This is a genomic window from Arthrobacter sp. FB24, assembly GCF_000196235.1.
Lineage (GTDB): Bacteria > Actinomycetota > Actinomycetes > Actinomycetales > Micrococcaceae > Arthrobacter.
In genome coordinates this window covers 248073-263072 of record NC_008541.1, presented here as the reverse complement: position 1 = coordinate 263072, position 15000 = coordinate 248073, and the positions used below count along the sequence as shown (strand labels likewise).

Below are 15000 nucleotides of genomic sequence, written 5' to 3'. Positions count from 1 at the left end.
CGGGCTGCGCTCAGCCGGGGTCCGCCGGGGCCGGGCTGGCCGCGAGGTTCCGGGTGGCCGGCCCCTGGATGACGGTGCCGTCGGTGCTGAACCGGGAACCGTGGCACGGGCAGTCCCATGTCACGTCGGCCGCATTGAACTCCACCGTGCAGCCCAGGTGCGTGCAAACGGCCGAAACGGCGCTGACGCCGCCCGCAGGACTGACGTAGACGGCGGTCTTTGCTCCGTTTACGTCCACGACCCTTCCTTGACCCGGGGCGGCCTCGGGCGGTGCGGCCGGCGTCCTTTGAGGAGGTTCCCTGGGAGGGGCCGCCTCCCGAAGATCCGACGCCGGAGGCACGGCACCTTGTGCTGGGACGGTCCTGGTGCTGTCAAACAATGCCGCCCACGGGTTGGTGCGGCCGCAGAGCAGATCCCGGAGGATCAGGGCGGCGGCCGTTCCGTTGGTCAGCCCCCATTTGCGCAGCCCGGTGATCACGTGGATATGCCGGAAGTCCTGCGACAGGCGCCCGACGAAGGGCAGCCCGTCGGCGGGCATGGCGTCCTGGGTGGACCAGCGGAAGGCGATCTCTCCGGCGCCGAGGCGGTCCCGGGCGAACGCGGCGAGCCTGCCGTACCGTTCGGCGGAGTCAACCTGCTCCGAGGCGGGGTGCCCTTCACCGCCGGCAAGGACGTAGCTGACGCCGTCGACGTCGGTAGTCAGGATGGAGCGCATCGGTTCTTCAACGCTGACAAACGTGGAATCCAAAGGGGCAGCGTCAGTGTGGGCAGCAACGATGTACGAGCGGTGCGCGTAGGTTCGCCCCGCGAAGAATCCGTTATCGCCGAACGGCATATTCGTGGCGACAATGATTTCCTTCGCCCGGACCGATCCGCGCTCCGTGTCGACGACAGCCGGAGAGCCGTCCCGGAACCCCGTGGCGGGTGAGTCCTCGAAGACGAAACTTCCGCCCCCGTCCACAGCTCGGGCCAGGCCCTGCACGTACCGGAGTGCGTGGATCTGCGCCTGGTTATCAAAGCGGACCGCCCCGGCGACCGGGAACGATCCAACCGGTAACGGCAGCGGCACCTCGGTAGTAAAGGACGCCGGAAGCCCGAGCCTCCCGGCGAGCGCCGCTTCTTCCCGGACCAGGGCGAGCGCACGCTCCGATTCCGCGTAGGTGTAGTTGGAAACCCGCCTGAAGCCGCAGTCGATTCCTTCGCCCGCCACAGTGTCCGCCACGTGCTCAATGGCGGCTTCGTTGGCCTGGCCGTAGGTGCGGGCCGCCTCTTTGCCGTGGCGGCCCGCAAGTTCGGTATAAGCCAGCCGGTGCAGGGACGTGACCTTGCCGGTGGTGTTCGCGGTGACTCCGGTGCCCACGCGGGCTGCTTCAAGCACGGCCACCGTCTGGCCTGCCCGCTTGAGGGCCAGCGCAGCGGTCAGGCCGGCGATCCCGCCACCTATCACGGCCACGTCAACGTCGAGGGCACCATGCAGGTCCTCATCGAGGGCGGCGTACTGCACCGGTCCGCCGGTGGCCGCCCACAGGGAACCAAGCCTGCCTGCAAGCTGATCACCCACGGTCCCCGCCTTTCACGCCCTGGCCTTCCCTCGGGCAGTCAGTGCCCGGCGGTCTTTGCGGCCTTGGCAGCGGCCTTGGCCGCCTGCTTACTGGCGCGCACCTTGGTCAGCGACTCCGGGTCAACGATGTCTGCCACGGACAGGTACGAATCCTGCTGGCCGTAATGGCCAGCAGCCTCTCGCCAGCCTTCGGCCTGAAGCCCGCACTGCTTTCCCAGCAGCGCGAGGAAGATCTTGGCCTTCTGCTCGCCGAATCCCGGCAGCGCCTTGAGCCGGCGCAGCACCTCCGGTCCGTCGGGGTCACCCTGCGTCCAGATGGCCGTGGCGTCCCCGTTCCAGTCCTGGTGCACCGTTTCGGCGAGGGCCTGGACACGTCCGGCCATGGATCCGGGGAACCGGTGGACGGCCGGGCGCTCCTTGAACATTTCAACGAAGTCCTGGGGGTTGTACCCGGCGATCGCCGCAGGATCCATGGAGCCGATGCGCGTCCGGATCTTCTCGGGACCGGCAAATGCCGATTCCATGGTCACCTGCTGGTCAAGCAGCATGCCGGTGAGCAGTGCAAACGCGTCGTCGCTGAGTAGTTTGTCCGCTGCGGGGTCCCCTGTGATGTGCAGTTCCATGCGTCCTATCCTCCCACCCGGTCCTGCCCGCGTCATGGGGTGCGTCTTTGGCCGCCCGGCGGGCAAGCTATACGGCCGTTGAAGCGCCCTTCACCCGCCCCCGCCACGCGGCAACGCACCACACGGCCAGCAGCACACCTACCAGCAGCAGGCCGGCCTCGCCCAGGTCCACCGTGCCCAGCCAAGTGGTGAGGGGATCCTCCAACCCCAACGCCGCATTGAAGAATCCGCCCAGGGTGATCGCTGAAATGAACAGCGCGGATACGGCCGAGATACCGGTGATCAGGGCGTTGAAACCGAGCTTCCGCTGCGGGTTGTGGATGGCTGACCGGTACATGCGCATCATGGCCACGCCGTTGACCGTGTCGCACAGTGTCATGGCCGCGGTGAAGGCCATCGGGAGCGCCAGCAGAGCCAGCGGGGAGACCCCGGCGAGGGAGGCCGCCGTCGTCATCACCAGCAGCCCTATGGTGGTGGCCGTATCGAAACCCAGCCCGAACAGGAAGCCGATCACGTAGATGTTCCGCGGCCGCCGGACCTTGGACAGCGGTTTGGCCAGCAGGCATGCCACGAATCCCTTCGCTTCAAGGTCCCCTTCCCGCAGCTCGCAGCCGCCCTGCACGTTCCGGTACGCCCGCGCGGCCCGCAGGAACGCCGAGCCGTTGAACAGGCCCATGGCCAGCAGGAACAGCCCGGAGACGCCGCTGCCGATCAGGCCCAGGACCAGGTTTCCGGTGGTGCCGTCCTCCATGAACTGACCCACCATGGCGGCACCGCCCACCACCAGCGCTCCGGCCAGGATCACCACCGAACTGTGGCCCAGGCTGAAGGCGAACCCCACGCTTACCGGATCCTTGTGCTGGGCCACAAACTTCCGCGTCGAGTTGTCGATCGCGGCGATGTGGTCCCAGTCGTAGCTGTGTTTGATGCCCGCCAGGTAGGCGGTGAGCACCAGCCCCAGCGCCAGGGGTTGCGCGGCACCCGCCGAACTGACAAGCAGCAGGACGACGGCGGCAAGATGCAGCGCGGCCACCGCACCCAACGCGAACAGCAGGCGGGTCCGGAGCGGCAATTGCTCCCGATCCCGGTACATCGCGGCGAACCCGGTCAGCGTGGTCATCAGTATTTCCTCAGGTTCAGGGGTGACTGCCCGTACCAGCGTTCACGCAGCAGGGCGGTGCAGGCGCCCAGCAGCCGGTTGAGTTCCTCCGTGGAGTTGGAGAGCGACCGCAGCACCAGGCCGGTGGTTCCGCCGACCGATGCGGTCAGGGACACCCCGGTGCAGGCATCGTGCCCGGCAGTCAGCGCGTGGAACTCGTCGGCCAGCGCCTGCTCCACCCGGGCGTCCACCACCACCAGCGAACCCAGGTGGCTGTAGCCCTCCATGAAGCCCATGCCGGTGACGTCGTTGAGGGGCGGCCGGATCAGCAGGTTGTCGAGCGCCAGGAGCCCGGTACCGCCGGGCGTCTCCACCTGGATCTCATTGCGGAGCCGCAGTTCCTCGTACCGGAACGATGCCCCGTCCGGGGACCACCCCGGCGTCACCACTTCCGCCATCACCAGGCTCGACGACGGCCGCACGGTGATGCGGGTGTTCTGCCGGTAGCTGGCCTCCCGGTACGCGATCAGCTGGTCCGGGGCCAGCTCGAGCTGTGCCCCCTCCCCCAGCCGCAGGCACACCCGCTGTTCGGCGAAGGACCCGGGAGTCCGGTAGATCTTCGTGGCGGACTGTGTGGTCAGCAGAAGCTTCGCGCCATCCCCAACCTCAACGTCAATGACGTAAAGATCGGCCCCAAGGTAGGCCCCGCCCGGATTCACCACGACATAGCAGACCTGTCCGGAGTCGTCGAGATAGTGCGGCCGCAAGATCCGCAAGGCGCCCCGGTGGTACTGATGTGCGGCCACGGACCTACACCCGCGAACAGCGACGCGCAACGCAAGCTCCCCCATCGGGGTTTCGGTCTCGACGAGCTCGACCTCCGGGGCCGCCGTCGTGCTCACGATGCCAGGTCGAGCATCAGGACGTCACGCCGCACCCATTCGATGACGGCGTCAAGGCCTTCGTCGGTCTTGAGGTTGGTGAAGCAGAACGGCTTCTCGCCCCTGAACTCGCGGGAATCCCGTTCCATGACGGCGAGGTCCGCGCCAACGTGCGGTGCAAGATCGGTCTTGTTGATGATGAAGAGGTCCGACTTGATCATGCCCTGGCCGGCTTTGCGCGGGATCTTCTCGCCCTGGGCCACGTCTATGATGTAGATCGAAAAATCCACGAGCTCGGGGCTGAACGTGGCCGAGAGGTTGTCGCCGCCGGATTCCACGAAGATGACCTGCAGGTCCGGGTGGCGCTTCTTGAGTTCCTCGATGGCCGCGGTGTTCATGGACGTATCCTCGCGGATGGCGGTGTGCGGGCAGCCGCCGGTTTCGACGCCAATGATCCGGTCCTCGGGCAGGATGCCGTTGGCGGCCAGGATCTTGGCGTCCTCGATCGTGTAAATGTCGTTGGTGATCGCGGCCATGGAGATCTCGCGGCTCATGTGCCGGGTGAGCCGCTCCACGAGCTGCGTTTTGCCGGCGCCAACCGGTCCGCCGATGCCGATCTTGATGGGTTCAGACATTGTGTCCTCCTGCTAGCTCATGAACATGCGGGCACGTTGACGCTCGTGCCGCATCTGCGAAATTTCCAGTCCGGGGCTTACGGCCCCGAAGTCGTCCGGCGCCAGGCGGCCGATCCGTTCGACGGCGGCAGCGACGTCGTCGGACGCTTTCCTCAACAGCCGCTGGCCGGCGTTCTGCCCCAGCGGGATGGCGCGGACGGCGTTCTGGGTCAGTGACGTGACGGCGGCGAAAAGGTACGCAGCGAGCGATTCGGTGAGCGGCACGCCCAGGGAACGGGCGACGACGGCGAACGCCAGCGGCTGGTGGCCGGCGGCCCGGCCTGCACCCACCAGCGCCCGGTACTCCGCCAGCTCCGGGGAAGGGAACACCTCGGTCCCGATCTCCAGCAGCCGTGTCCCCATTTTGGTGCTGGCCTCCCGCAGCTGCCGCGGCAGGAGCTGCGCCGTGAGCAGTGCGTCCAGTTCCGCAAAGGAAACGCCTTCATAAAGGAACCTGATGGCCAGCCCGTCGGAGTAGCTCAGCTGCTGCCCCACAAACGCGGACAGCCACACGCCGAAGGACGCCTCATCATGAACCAGGCCGCGCTCAATGTAGGTCTCAAAGCCGAGCGAGTGCGCAAACGCCCCGGTGGGCAGGGCGGAGTCGGTCAGCTGCTGCAGCGCGAGCTGGTAGCTACCTGCCGCGGCCACGGCGTCAGTGCGAGTGTTCGGCATGGCGGAAGGGGACCGGCATGACGCGTTCCTGGCGTTCGTAGGGCACCCCGACATGTTTGAGGTAGTCCTCCACAGTGTGGTCGTACTGGCACACCATCACGTCGGCCGCATACTCGGAGCCGGCATCGAAGAACTGTGCCTGCAGGTGCCGGTTGCCGAGCGAGTGCGCCACCACGCCCATTTCGTGGATGCTCCGGGGCGCCACCACCAGGACGTCGGTGGGCAGCACGGAAATCACGATCATGTTGGTTTCGGCCACATGCAGGATGTCGCCGTCGCGCAGGTCCCCGGAACCGGCGGGCAGCCGGATGCCGAGTTCCTTCCCGTGGTCCGTGGTGACACGCTGGATCCGCTTCACCAGCTGGGCGCTGGGCAGCACCACTTTTTCCTGGTGCAGCCCGGCGAACGCTCCGGCCTCGGAGGCAGGGAGCTCGTGCAGGTTGCCGAGGATTTTCTCGATGATCACGTGGGGCTCCGGGGTCGGGATTCTAGAAGAGGAAGTAGCGCTGGGCCATGGGCAGGACGTCGGCCGGTTCACACGTGACGTCCTCGCCGTCCACCGTCACCTTGTATGTTTCCGGGTCCACCTGGATGTCCGGCGTGGCGTCGTTGTACTTGAGGTCGGCCTTGGACAGCGAGCGGATCCCGGACACGGCCCGGATGACCTTCTGCAGGCCCAGCTCTTCCGGGACCCCGGCGTCGATCGCGGCCTGCGAAAGGAAGGTTATGGAGGACTGCTGCACCGCCTTGCCGAACGCCGCGAACATGGGGCGCATGGTGCGCGGCTGCGGCGTGGGGATCGAGGCATTGGCGTCGCCCATGAGGGCGTAGGCGATCTGGCCGCCCTTGAGCACCAGCTCCGGCTTCACTCCGAAGAACGCGGGGTCCCAGAGCACCAGGTCAGCGAACTTGCCTTCCTCCACCGAGCCGATGGAGTCGGCCATGCCCTGCGCGATGGCGGCGTTGATTGTGTACTTCGCCACGTAGCGCTTGAGCCGGAAGTTGTCGCTGTCTTCGGAACCATGGGCACCGCCGGCCGGGTCCTTCAGCACGCCGCGCTGCTTCTTCATCTTGTCCGCCACCTGCCAGGTGCGGGTGATCACCTCACCCACCCGGCCCATGGCCTGGGAGTCCGAGGACGTGATGGCAAAAATGCCCAGGTCCTGCAGGACGTCCTCGGCAGCAATGGTCTCTGCGCGGATTCGGGAATCGGCGAACGCCACGTCTTCCGGGATGTCCGGGTTGAGGTGGTGGCACACCATGAGCATGTCCAGGTGCTCTTCGATGGTGTTGCGCGTGTACGGAAGCGTGGGGTTGGTGGACGCCGGCAGCACGTTGGGCAGCCCCGCGATCTTGATGATGTCCGGGGCGTGGCCGCCGCCGGCACCCTCGGTGTGGAAGGTGTGGATCACCCGGCCGCCAATGGCGCGGATAGTGTCCTCCACGAAACCGCACTCGTTGAGGGTGTCAGTGTGGATGGCTACCTGGACGTCGTATTCGTCCGCCACCTTCAGGGAGTTGTCGATCGAGGACGTGGTGGAACCCCAGTCCTCATGGACCTTGAGCCCGATGGCGCCTGCCCGGATCTGCTCGGCCAGCGGTTCGACGGCGGAGGCGTGGCCCTTGCCGAACAGCCCGATGTTGATGGGCATTCCCTCGGTGGCCTGCAGCATCCGCTGGATGTGCCATTTGCCGGGCGTGACGGTGGTGGCCTTGGTGCCTTCGGCCGGCCCTGTTCCGCCACCCACCATGGTGGTCACGCCGCTGGTGAGCGCGGTGGGCACCTGGTCCGGGGAGATGAAGTGGATGTGCGTGTCCACGCCGCCGGCGGTGAGGATCTTCCGTTCCCCGGCGATGATTTCGGTACTGGCGCCTATCACGATGTCCACGCCGTCGGTGATCTGCGGGTTGCCGGCTTTGCCGATCTTGATGATGTGGCCGTCCCTGATCGCGACGTCCGCCTTGTAGATGCCCGTGTAGTCGAGGATGACGGCGTTGGTGATGACGGTGTCCGGCACATCTTCATCCCGCGTCACCTGGCCGTTCTGGCCCATGCCGTCGCGGATTACCTTGCCGCCGCCGAACACCACTTCCTCGCCATAGACCGTGAGGTCCTTTTCTATCTCAAGGAACAGCTCGGTGTCCGCGAGGCGGATGGAGTCGCCCGTCGTAGGGCCGTAGAGGTCCGCGTACTGCCTGCGGGTCAGTTCGAAGCTCATTTGGCCTCCGTCTTCGCTTCTTGCCGGGCATTGCCGGCATCGAGCGTGCCGTTGACCGCGTTGCTAAGGCCGTACACCTCGCGGCTGCCCGCCAGCTCGATCAGCCGGACGGTCTTGCTGTCCCCCGGTTCAAACCGGGCCGCAGTGCCCGCCGGAATGTCCAGCCGGCGGCCGTAGGCAGCGGCGCGGTCAAACGCAAGGGCGGCGTTCGCTTCAGCGAAGTGGTAGTGCGAGCCCACCTGAACGGGCCGGTCACCGGTGTTAACAACGACGACGTCGATCGCGTCGCGTCCGGCGTTGATCACCACGGGCGTGGATCCGAGAACATACTCGCCTGGAATCATGGCCTGCCCTATCGGATCGGATCGTGGACAGTGACGAGCTTGGTGCCGTCCGGGAACGTGGCTTCGATCTGGACGTCGTGGATCATTTCCGGCACGCCCTCCATGACGTCGTCCCGCGTCAACAGCGTGGTGCCGTAGCTCATGAGGTCGGCGACTGTCCGCCCATCCCGGGCGCCCTCGATCAGTTCGTAGCTGATGATTGCCACGGATTCAGGGAAGTTCAGCTTCAGGCCGCGGGCCTGTCGGCGCCGGGCAAGGTCTGCGGCGACCACGATCATGAGCTTTTCCTGCTCACGGGGCATCAGATGCATCGAAAATCCCTTCAACGTACTGCTTGTGTAACCACAGTAGGCCGGTCACGTTTCCGCGAGATTTCCGGGGCCCGTCTCCCGGTTCAGGGGCGGCGGGAGACGGCGCGGCGGCCCTTAGCCTTCACATTCAACGCAATAGGCGTGGCCGTTCTTTTCGCGGGCGATCTGGGACCGGTGCCGGACCAGGAAACAGGAATAGCAGGTGAATTCATCCTGTGCCTGCGGGATGACCTGGACTACCAGTTCCTCGGCGACGAACTCGCCGCCGGGGACCATGCCGTCATCGAGGGCGTCGGTCTCATCCAGTTCCCGGACAACGCTTCGCGCGTCGGGGGCGTTGGCGGACTGGAGCGCCTCCAGGGAGTTCTCCTGGGATTCCTTGACGTCGGATCGTACTTCGTCGTAATCGGTTGCCACTTTGGGTGTTTCTCTTTTCTGATGTTCTTGCCCTGACGGGAATGCAACCTACACCATCGCACCCTTATTCCCGATACACCACAACGAACTAAGTCGAAGTGGTGTAATGTTCGGCACGCTGCGGAAGAAATCAGGTGGCGGGGGCTGCAGTGGAGCCCCTGACCAGCGGCCGGGTGGCCAGTTCAACATGGGTTGATTCCAGTGCTTCCTTGTCCGCCAGTCCGCCAGCCGCAGAACTGGAGCGCCGTGCGCCCATTTCCTGCAGCGGCCGGGCCACGGATGTCAGGTTGGCACGCGGCGAGGTGGCGGCGCTTCCGGCGGTGTGTGCCAGGGCAACCCTGATGCCGGGTTTTTGTCAGACCCTGCTGTCATGCTGTGGGTATGGACGGCAAGGCGGTTGCGGAGACGTTGGAGGCCATGGGGGCTTCCCTTGCTGCGTTGGCTGCGTGTGCCGGCTGCGGGGCCGGCCGCGGGGCCGGGAACGGCGCCGGGAACCTGGCCTCGTCTGGTGCTGATCCTTTGCGGGACGAGGCGGACGCGTGCCTGGACGGCCTGGCCGGAGTGGGTGGCCTGGAGGCCATGCTGGCCGCGCTGAAGGTGCACTTCGCCGCCGGGTACGTCCGCGCTGCCGCGGCCTTGACGGCCCCGGCCGTTTCCCCGCAGGAGCGCACCGCCCGAGCCATGGCGGTCACGGCGGAGGTGGCCTGTGTCCTGACGGTGAGTGAAAGATCGGCAGCGGCGTTACTGGCGGACTCAGTCATCCTGACCACCCGGTTGCCGCTGACGCTGTCCGCGCTGCGGTCGGGGGGCATTTCGTGGCAGCATGCGCGGGTGATGTGTGATGAGACGTCCGGTCTGGACCCGGTCGCGGCTGCTGCCCTGGAGGGGCATTTCCTGGACCCCGAAGCTCCCTTTGCTGCGCGGGGCTGCCCGGCCGGGGAGCTGGTGCCGGGCAGGTTCCGGGCCAAGGCGCGCAGCTGGCGTGAGCGGCACCATCCGGTCAGCCTCGAAGCACGCCACCGCAAGGCCGTGACGGACCGCCGGCTGGACTATGCCCCGGACCGGGACGGCATGGCCTGGCTCTCGGCCTATGTGAGTGCGGATGTGGCAGCGGGGGTGTGGGCCCGTGCCACGGACGCGGCGCGTGCCCTGCAGGGCCCGGCCGAATCCCGGACCCTGACCCAGCTCCGCGCGGACGTCGCCGCTGACTGGCTCATCGCAGGCATTGCCGAAGGTGTTCCGTCGCCGAAGGCGCAGGTGTTGGTGACCGTCCCGGTGCTGTCGCTGCTGGGCGCGGGGACGGAACCGGCCACCCTGGACGGGTATGGTCCTGTTCCGCCGTCCATGGCCCGCCGGCTTCTCGGCGAGGGCGCCGGATCGTTCCTGCGTGTGCTGACCGACCCGCGCAGCGGGGCGCCGCTGGAGATCGGACGCAGCAGCTACCCGGTTCCGAAAGCGATGCGCCAATGGCTGCGGCTTCGGGACGGCCGGTGCCCGTTTCCCGGCTGCAACAACCACTCCCTGGATAACGAAGCGGACCACCTGCTGGCCTGGTCCGCAGGTGGCGGCACCGACATCACCAACCTGGGCCAGCCATGCCCGAAGCACCACCGGCTCAAACACACCACAGCATGGACGCCGGTCGACGCCACCCGGGACCAGCCACCGCGCTGGATCTCACCCGCAGGACGCTCCTACCCCAGCGAACAACAGGACTGGGAACCACCACACTGGCCCGACCTACCCGCCGGCGCGGAGCCCGCGGGCGAAAACCCCGCGGTGGAGGACGACGACCCGGGATGGGTACCGGAATGGGAACCACCACACTGGCCGGACCTACCCGCCGGCGCGGAGGGAAGCACCGGCGCCACCGGTCCCGGAGAGACCGGGCCACCATTACCCGCCGACCCCTTCCCCGACTGGGCCCTATTCATCGCGGCCTAGGACCACCCGCGCCTCCGCTGCCCAGTCAACCTTGGTAAGGAGTTGCCGCCTTGGGGGTCACCGTTGTGGATGCGCGCTGCTGTCTGCAGCCGTCGACTGCCGATGCCGGCGGATCCGCCATGTGACCAGCACGCCAACTGCCACTGCGGCAACAACGATGGCAGCGGCACTTCCGGCAGTGCGTGCCACTTCGTCGTACAGGTTCCCGGCAAGGTATCCGAGTGTCACGAACAGACTCCCCCACAGCACGCCGCCGGTGATGTTCCACAGCGCGAAGCGCCGGTAGGGCATGCCGCTCAAGCCGGCCAGTGCCGGCATCGCGGCGCGGAAGAAGGCGGTGAAGCGGCCAAGGAAGATGGCCGGACCGCCCCGCCGCTTCAGGAACTCCTGGGCTTTCTCCAGCTGGTGGCGCTTCCGGTCGAAGGTCTTGAGCGACATCAGCCGGGGGCCCAGGTGCTTGCCGATTTCGTACCCCACCGTGTCGCCCAGGATCGCGGCGGAGACCACTACGGCAATCATCGCCGCGAGCGGGATGCTGCCCTTGCCTGCGATTACACCTCCCACCACCGCCGCGGTTTCGCCGGGAATGACAAAGCCGATGAAGAGGGCGTCCTCGGCGAAAACGAACGCGAACACAACACAGGCCACCAGTACCGGGCTGGCGTTGAGGAGTCCGTCGAAGAATGCCTGCATCAGCAACAGTGTGGCAGTTGGGACGGGTTGCCGTCAGCCCTTCAGGTCCCGGCGTCTCCTATGCTGGGGCCATGGACGCCTCGCAGCAGTTGGGCAGTAAGCCGATTCTCACCCTGACGGTGAACCCGGCATTGGACATCAGCACCTCAACCGAGCAGGTCAGCAGCGGCCATAAGCTCAGGTGCGGCGCGAGCCGCCTCGACCCGGGCGGCGGCGGCATCAACGTGGCGAGGGTAATCCAGCGCCTGGGCGGACAAACCCTGGCGGTGTACACCGCAGGCGGACCCACGGGGGAAGCCTACCGCCGGCTGATCGAAGCGGAGCGCATCCCGACGCTGGTGGTCCCCATCCAAGGGAGCACCCGCCAGGACTTCACCGTGGATGAGACGTCCACCGGGAAACAGTTTCGGTTCGTGCTTCAAGGCCCGGAGCTCAAAGAACCGGAGTGGCAGGCCTGCCTGGACCTTGTGGCCGCTTCCATGCCGATGGGCGGCTACGTGGTGGCCAGCGGCAGCCTTCCGCCGGGAGTCCCGGACGACTTCTATGCGCGGGTTGCCCGCCTGGCACGTCAGGCCGGTGCCCACTGCGTCGTCGACGCCTCCGGGCCGGCACTCACCGAGGCGCTGGCTGCGGGAGTGTTCCTGGTTAAACCGAGCCTCCGCGAGCTGGGGACCCATTTCGGTGCCGCCCTCGACACTGAGCCGAGCCAGGTGGACGCCGCATCCGCCCTGGTGGCTGACGGGGCGGCGGAACACGTCGCCCTGACACTCGGCGAGTCCGGTGCCCTGCTCGCGTCGAAGTCCGGCCTCATCCGGCTAACGGTGCCGAAGGTGCCGGTGGTCAGCACGGTGGGGGCCGGCGACAGTTTCCTGGGTGCTTTTGTGCTCCGGCTCGCGCAGGGGCAACCGCTGGACGCGGCGTTCCGGGCCGCCGTGGCCGCCGGCAGTGCCACCGTCATGACCCCTGCCACCGAACTTTGCCACCGGGCCGACGTGGAACGACTGGAGGCTGAGCTCGCCAACACAGCACCGTGACCGGCCGCGGACGTCCTGCTTGCCCTCGTTCCGCCTCAGCAGCGGACGCGTCAGGCGGCGGCAACCTGTCCGGGTTGCCGCCGCCCTTTCTGCAGTTATGCGACCGCTACGGGCTCTTTGACCTTCAGGGGTTCAATCTTGCCCATGACGAAGAGGTAGTTGGCGGCACCCACGAGCGAGATGGCTCCGATGACCGCCAGCGGGGCCACGAAGGAACCCGTCTGGTCCACCAGCACGCCGATGAGGATCGGGGTGAAGATTCCGGCCAGGTTGGAGGCGAAGTTCTGAAGTCCGCCGATGGATCCGACGTGCTTGGAACTCGGGGCAACGTCCGCGGGTAGCGACCAGATGCCGGTCGCTGCGACGGTAAGGCTTGAGTAGGCAACGGAAAGCAGCGCCAGGGCCATCCAGGCTTCCGGCACGAGGGCGGCAAACATGATGACCGAGCCACCTGCGAGGCCGCCAGCGATAGCGGTCTTGCGGACCTTAGTAACGGATGCCCCGGCCCGGACCGCGCGGTCCGCCAGGTATCCGCCCAGCCAGCCGCACAGCACCGCGCAGATGCCGGGGATGGCACCGAAGAAGCCAAGCTTGAGCAAGTCGAATCCGCGTTCCTTCACGAGGTAGCTCGGGAAGAAGGTGATGAAGAAGTAGATGGCGCTGTTCAAGCAGAAGAAGCCGAACATCATGCTGAGGATGGTGCGGTACTTGAAGAGCGAGCGCCACGGCAGCTTGGCGGCGTTGGCGTCGTCGCTGCCTTCGCCGCGGGCGCCACCTTCTTCGATGTACGCCACTTCGGCGGCGTTGGCACCGGGGTGCTCCTGGGGGCTGCGGTACACCTTCCACCAGACGGCCGCCCAGATCACGCCGGCGATGCCGATGATGATGAATACCGCGTGCCAAGACGTCAGCGCCACGATCAGGGTAACGATGGGAAGCGCAATGACGGCCCCCACCCGGGAACCCGAATCCCAGATGCTTGTGGCAAAAGCCCGTTCACGGACGGGGAACCAGGTGGCCACCACCTTGGCTGCCGTGCTGGGCGCGGGGCTTTCGCCGACGCCCAGGAGGAAGCGGGCCGCGAAGAGGGACCAGAAGCTCGTCGCCGCGGCGGTCACCATGGTGAACACGGACCACCAGAGCGCCGCCAAGGAGAACGACTTGCGCGGTCCGACCTTATCCACGTACCAACCGGCAGCCAGCTGGCAGAAGTCGTAGGCCCAGAAGAAGGCGGCAAAGATCAGGCCCTGCTGGGTGGCGGTCAGTTCGAAGTCCTTGCCCATGAAGGGCAACGCAACACTGAGGCTGGAGCGGTCCAGGTAGTTGATGCTCAGCCCGATGAAGGCAAGCCAGATAATGACCCAGCGCTTCCGGGTCATGAGGCGGGGATTTTTTGGGGATGACGTACTGGCAACTTTACTTCCGAGCGCAGTCATGTGGTCTCCTTCGACGTGAACATGGCTTCGGGCGCCTGTGGCGCCGGGGGAAGACACCGAAGATATCGATGCCAAATCATATAGGAATCTGGTTAATCATATAGAAAATGTGATCCGGATCAAGTCCCCCTCAAAAAACGTGCGCAGCGACACCCCCATGCCCGGCGAATGGCCCGGTGGAATATGATTCCCCCAGCGACTCCCACCCGAACAACACACCCAACCAGCACTAAGAGGTCAGCGCGTGCCCCCACGTCAGTCTTCCGATATCTCCCGCGGCAAAGCAGCCGTCAGCGATGTGTATTCGTCCATGCGCGCCTCCATCCTCGAAGGCGAAATCGCGCCCGGCACGCGGATCAACATCGACGCCGTTTCGCGGAGCCTGGGCGTATCGCAGACGCCGGTGCGCGAAGTGCTGCAGCGGCTCGAAGGCGACAACCTGGTGGTTTACAACCCCGGCCGAGGCTACAGCACCACGCCCCTGCTGGACCTGGCCGAACTGCGCTCCCTCTTCGAGTTCCGCCTGCTGGTGGAGCCCTGGGCGGCGCGTTCGGCAGCCGTTGACCGGCTGGCCAATCCCTCCGCCGCACTCGAGAAAGAAATTACGGCGTTCCGCGGCGCCATGACGTCCTCGGGAGACCTGCGGCAGGACTTGGTGGCCCATGACACCCGCTTCCACGACACGATCCTGGCCGCCGCCGGCAACACCGTGGTCCGCCACGCCTTCGCGCAGACGCACTGCCACCTGCACACCTTCCGCCTCTACCCGGCCGATGTCGACGGCGCCATCACCGTCGCCGAACACTCGGCCGTCCGTGAGGCCATCAAGGCATGCCAGCCCGAACAGGCCGAAGCGGCCATGGCGGAGCACATCCGGAACTCGTTTGCCCGCTTCGCCCAGGCCTTCGAAGACCATGCAGACCTGGCGCCACTGGAGGATGGCGGCCCGCCCAGGCGGCACATCGTGGATTAGGTCCAGCGCCCCGGCCCCTCGGCCGGGGTTCTTTTTTGCCATCGGTACTTGATCTGGATCACAGTTCATATATGATTATGGAAATTCATATAGGAAATCACTTCACCTTTCAGATC

At 66.4% G+C, this 15000-nt stretch carries 17 protein-coding genes; 3 read left to right on the top strand and 14 right to left on the bottom strand.

Features of this window, described 5'->3' with window-relative positions:
- Positions 1–10: 10 nt before the first annotated feature.
- The 12 genes from ARTH_RS01290 to ARTH_RS23715 all read right to left on the bottom strand — a co-directional run bounded on the left by ARTH_RS01290 (position 11) and on the right by ARTH_RS23715 (position 9081).
- Complete coding sequence (locus tag ARTH_RS01290; protein ID WP_011690121.1) at positions 11–1561, bottom strand: FAD-dependent oxidoreductase; 1551 nt, start codon at positions 1559–1561, stop codon at positions 11–13.
- Positions 1562–1599: 38 nt separating this feature from the next.
- Entirely contained in the window at positions 1600–2184 is a 585-nt protein-coding gene (locus tag ARTH_RS01285; RefSeq protein ID WP_011690120.1) for an HhH-GPD-type base excision DNA repair protein, read from the bottom strand.
- A 67-nt stretch (positions 2185–2251) separates the two neighbouring features.
- Positions 2252–3304 carry a HoxN/HupN/NixA family nickel/cobalt transporter gene (locus ARTH_RS01280; protein WP_011690119.1) on the bottom strand — a complete coding sequence of 351 codons (1053 nt, stop codon included), beginning with the start codon at positions 3302–3304 and terminating at the stop codon, positions 2252–2254.
- Entirely contained in the window at positions 3304–4134 is an 831-nt protein-coding gene (locus tag ARTH_RS01275) for an urease accessory protein UreD (RefSeq protein WP_083812730.1), read from the bottom strand. Before ARTH_RS01275 ends, ARTH_RS01280 begins: the two co-directional genes overlap by 1 nt.
- 47 nt (positions 4135–4181) lie before the next feature.
- The gene (ureG, locus tag ARTH_RS01270) at positions 4182–4799 is read right to left on the bottom strand and encodes an urease accessory protein UreG (protein ID WP_011690117.1); all 618 of its coding nucleotides are present in this window, start codon (positions 4797–4799) and stop codon (positions 4182–4184) included.
- Positions 4800–4811: 12 nt separating this feature from the next.
- Complete coding sequence (locus tag ARTH_RS01265) at positions 4812–5513, bottom strand: urease accessory protein UreF (RefSeq protein WP_052309627.1); 702 nt, start codon at positions 5511–5513, stop codon at positions 4812–4814.
- Positions 5494–5979 carry an urease accessory protein UreE gene (ureE, locus tag ARTH_RS01260; protein WP_011690115.1) on the bottom strand — a complete coding sequence of 162 codons (486 nt, stop codon included), beginning with the start codon at positions 5977–5979 and terminating at the stop codon, positions 5494–5496. The genes ARTH_RS01265 and ureE overlap by 20 nt, the downstream gene beginning before the upstream one ends.
- 22 nt (positions 5980–6001) lie before the next feature.
- Positions 6002–7732 carry an urease subunit alpha gene (gene ureC / locus ARTH_RS01255; protein WP_011690114.1) on the bottom strand — a complete coding sequence of 577 codons (1731 nt, stop codon included), beginning with the start codon at positions 7730–7732 and terminating at the stop codon, positions 6002–6004.
- The gene (locus ARTH_RS01250; RefSeq protein ID WP_011690113.1) at positions 7729–8076 is read right to left on the bottom strand and encodes an urease subunit beta; all 348 of its coding nucleotides are present in this window, start codon (positions 8074–8076) and stop codon (positions 7729–7731) included. The genes ureC and ARTH_RS01250 overlap by 4 nt, the downstream gene beginning before the upstream one ends.
- Positions 8077–8084: 8 nt before the next feature.
- On the bottom strand, positions 8085–8387 hold the full coding sequence (locus tag ARTH_RS01245) for an urease subunit gamma (protein ID WP_011690112.1): 303 nt from the start codon (positions 8385–8387) through the stop codon (positions 8085–8087).
- A gap of 114 nt (positions 8388–8501) precedes the next feature.
- Positions 8502–8804 (bottom strand): DUF4193 domain-containing protein, encoded by a 303-nt coding sequence (locus ARTH_RS01240; RefSeq protein ID WP_011690111.1) that lies wholly within the window; start codon positions 8802–8804, stop codon positions 8502–8504.
- Positions 8805–8934: 130 nt separating this feature from the next.
- On the bottom strand, positions 8935–9081 hold the full coding sequence (locus ARTH_RS23715; protein ID WP_156810595.1) for a hypothetical protein: 147 nt from the start codon (positions 9079–9081) through the stop codon (positions 8935–8937).
- 104 nt (positions 9082–9185) lie between these two features.
- Here ARTH_RS23715 and ARTH_RS01235 point away from each other — a divergent pair, with 104 nt between their 5' ends.
- Positions 9186–10748, top strand: a complete 1563-nt coding sequence (locus ARTH_RS01235) for an HNH endonuclease signature motif containing protein (protein ID WP_043429233.1) — start codon at positions 9186–9188, stop codon at positions 10746–10748.
- A 57-nt stretch (positions 10749–10805) separates the two neighbouring features.
- On the opposite strand, the gene ARTH_RS01230 is transcribed toward ARTH_RS01235, so the two are convergent.
- Positions 10806–11441, bottom strand: coding sequence for a DedA family protein (locus tag ARTH_RS01230; RefSeq protein ID WP_011690109.1), 636 nt, complete (start codon positions 11439–11441; stop codon positions 10806–10808).
- On the opposite strand from ARTH_RS01230, the gene ARTH_RS01225 reads away from it, so the two are divergent.
- A complete protein-coding gene (locus ARTH_RS01225) occupies positions 11432–12475 on the top strand; it encodes a 1-phosphofructokinase family hexose kinase (protein ID WP_232223569.1) in 1044 nt (347 codons plus the stop codon). The two genes, ARTH_RS01230 and ARTH_RS01225, sit on opposite strands and share 10 nt — an antisense overlap.
- Before the next feature lie 95 nt (positions 12476–12570).
- On the opposite strand, the gene ARTH_RS01220 is transcribed toward ARTH_RS01225, so the two are convergent.
- On the bottom strand, positions 12571–13854 hold the full coding sequence (locus ARTH_RS01220) for an MFS transporter (protein ID WP_232223568.1): 1284 nt from the start codon (positions 13852–13854) through the stop codon (positions 12571–12573).
- 301 nt (positions 13855–14155) lie between these two features.
- On the opposite strand from ARTH_RS01220, the gene ARTH_RS01215 reads away from it, so the two are divergent.
- Positions 14156–14884, top strand: a complete 729-nt coding sequence (locus ARTH_RS01215) for a GntR family transcriptional regulator (protein ID WP_011690106.1) — start codon at positions 14156–14158, stop codon at positions 14882–14884.
- Positions 14885–15000: the final 116 nt, after the last annotated feature.

Bases quoted from the DNA above. Each gene is read 5' to 3' on its own strand.
- ARTH_RS01285 (WP_011690120.1), bottom strand. From the start codon at position 2,184: ATGGAACTGCACATCACAGGGGACCCCGCAGCGGACAAACTACTCAGC.
- ARTH_RS01280 (WP_011690119.1), bottom strand. From the start codon at position 3,304: ATGACCACGCTGACCGGGTTCGCCGCGATGTACCGGGATCGGGAGCAA.
- ARTH_RS01275 (WP_083812730.1), bottom strand. From the start codon at position 4,134: ATGGGGGAGCTTGCGTTGCGCGTCGCTGTTCGCGGGTGTAGGTCCGTG.
- ureG (WP_011690117.1), bottom strand. From the start codon at position 4,799: ATGTCTGAACCCATCAAGATCGGCATCGGCGGACCGGTTGGCGCCGGC.
- ARTH_RS01265 (WP_052309627.1), bottom strand. From the start codon at position 5,513: ATGCCGAACACTCGCACTGACGCCGTGGCCGCGGCAGGTAGCTACCAG.
- ureC (WP_011690114.1), bottom strand. From the start codon at position 7,732: ATGAGCTTCGAACTGACCCGCAGGCAGTACGCGGACCTCTACGGCCCT.
- ARTH_RS01250 (WP_011690113.1), bottom strand. From the start codon at position 8,076: ATGATTCCAGGCGAGTATGTTCTCGGATCCACGCCCGTGGTGATCAAC.
- ARTH_RS01245 (WP_011690112.1), bottom strand. From the start codon at position 8,387: ATGCATCTGATGCCCCGTGAGCAGGAAAAGCTCATGATCGTGGTCGCC.
- ARTH_RS01235 (WP_043429233.1), top strand. From the start codon at position 9,186: ATGGACGGCAAGGCGGTTGCGGAGACGTTGGAGGCCATGGGGGCTTCC.
- ARTH_RS01225 (WP_232223569.1), top strand. From the start codon at position 11,432: ATGCCTGCATCAGCAACAGTGTGGCAGTTGGGACGGGTTGCCGTCAGC.
- ARTH_RS01230 (WP_011690109.1), bottom strand. From the start codon at position 11,441: ATGCAGGCATTCTTCGACGGACTCCTCAACGCCAGCCCGGTACTGGTG.
- ARTH_RS01220 (WP_232223568.1), bottom strand. From the start codon at position 13,854: ATGACCCGGAAGCGCTGGGTCATTATCTGGCTTGCCTTCATCGGGCTG.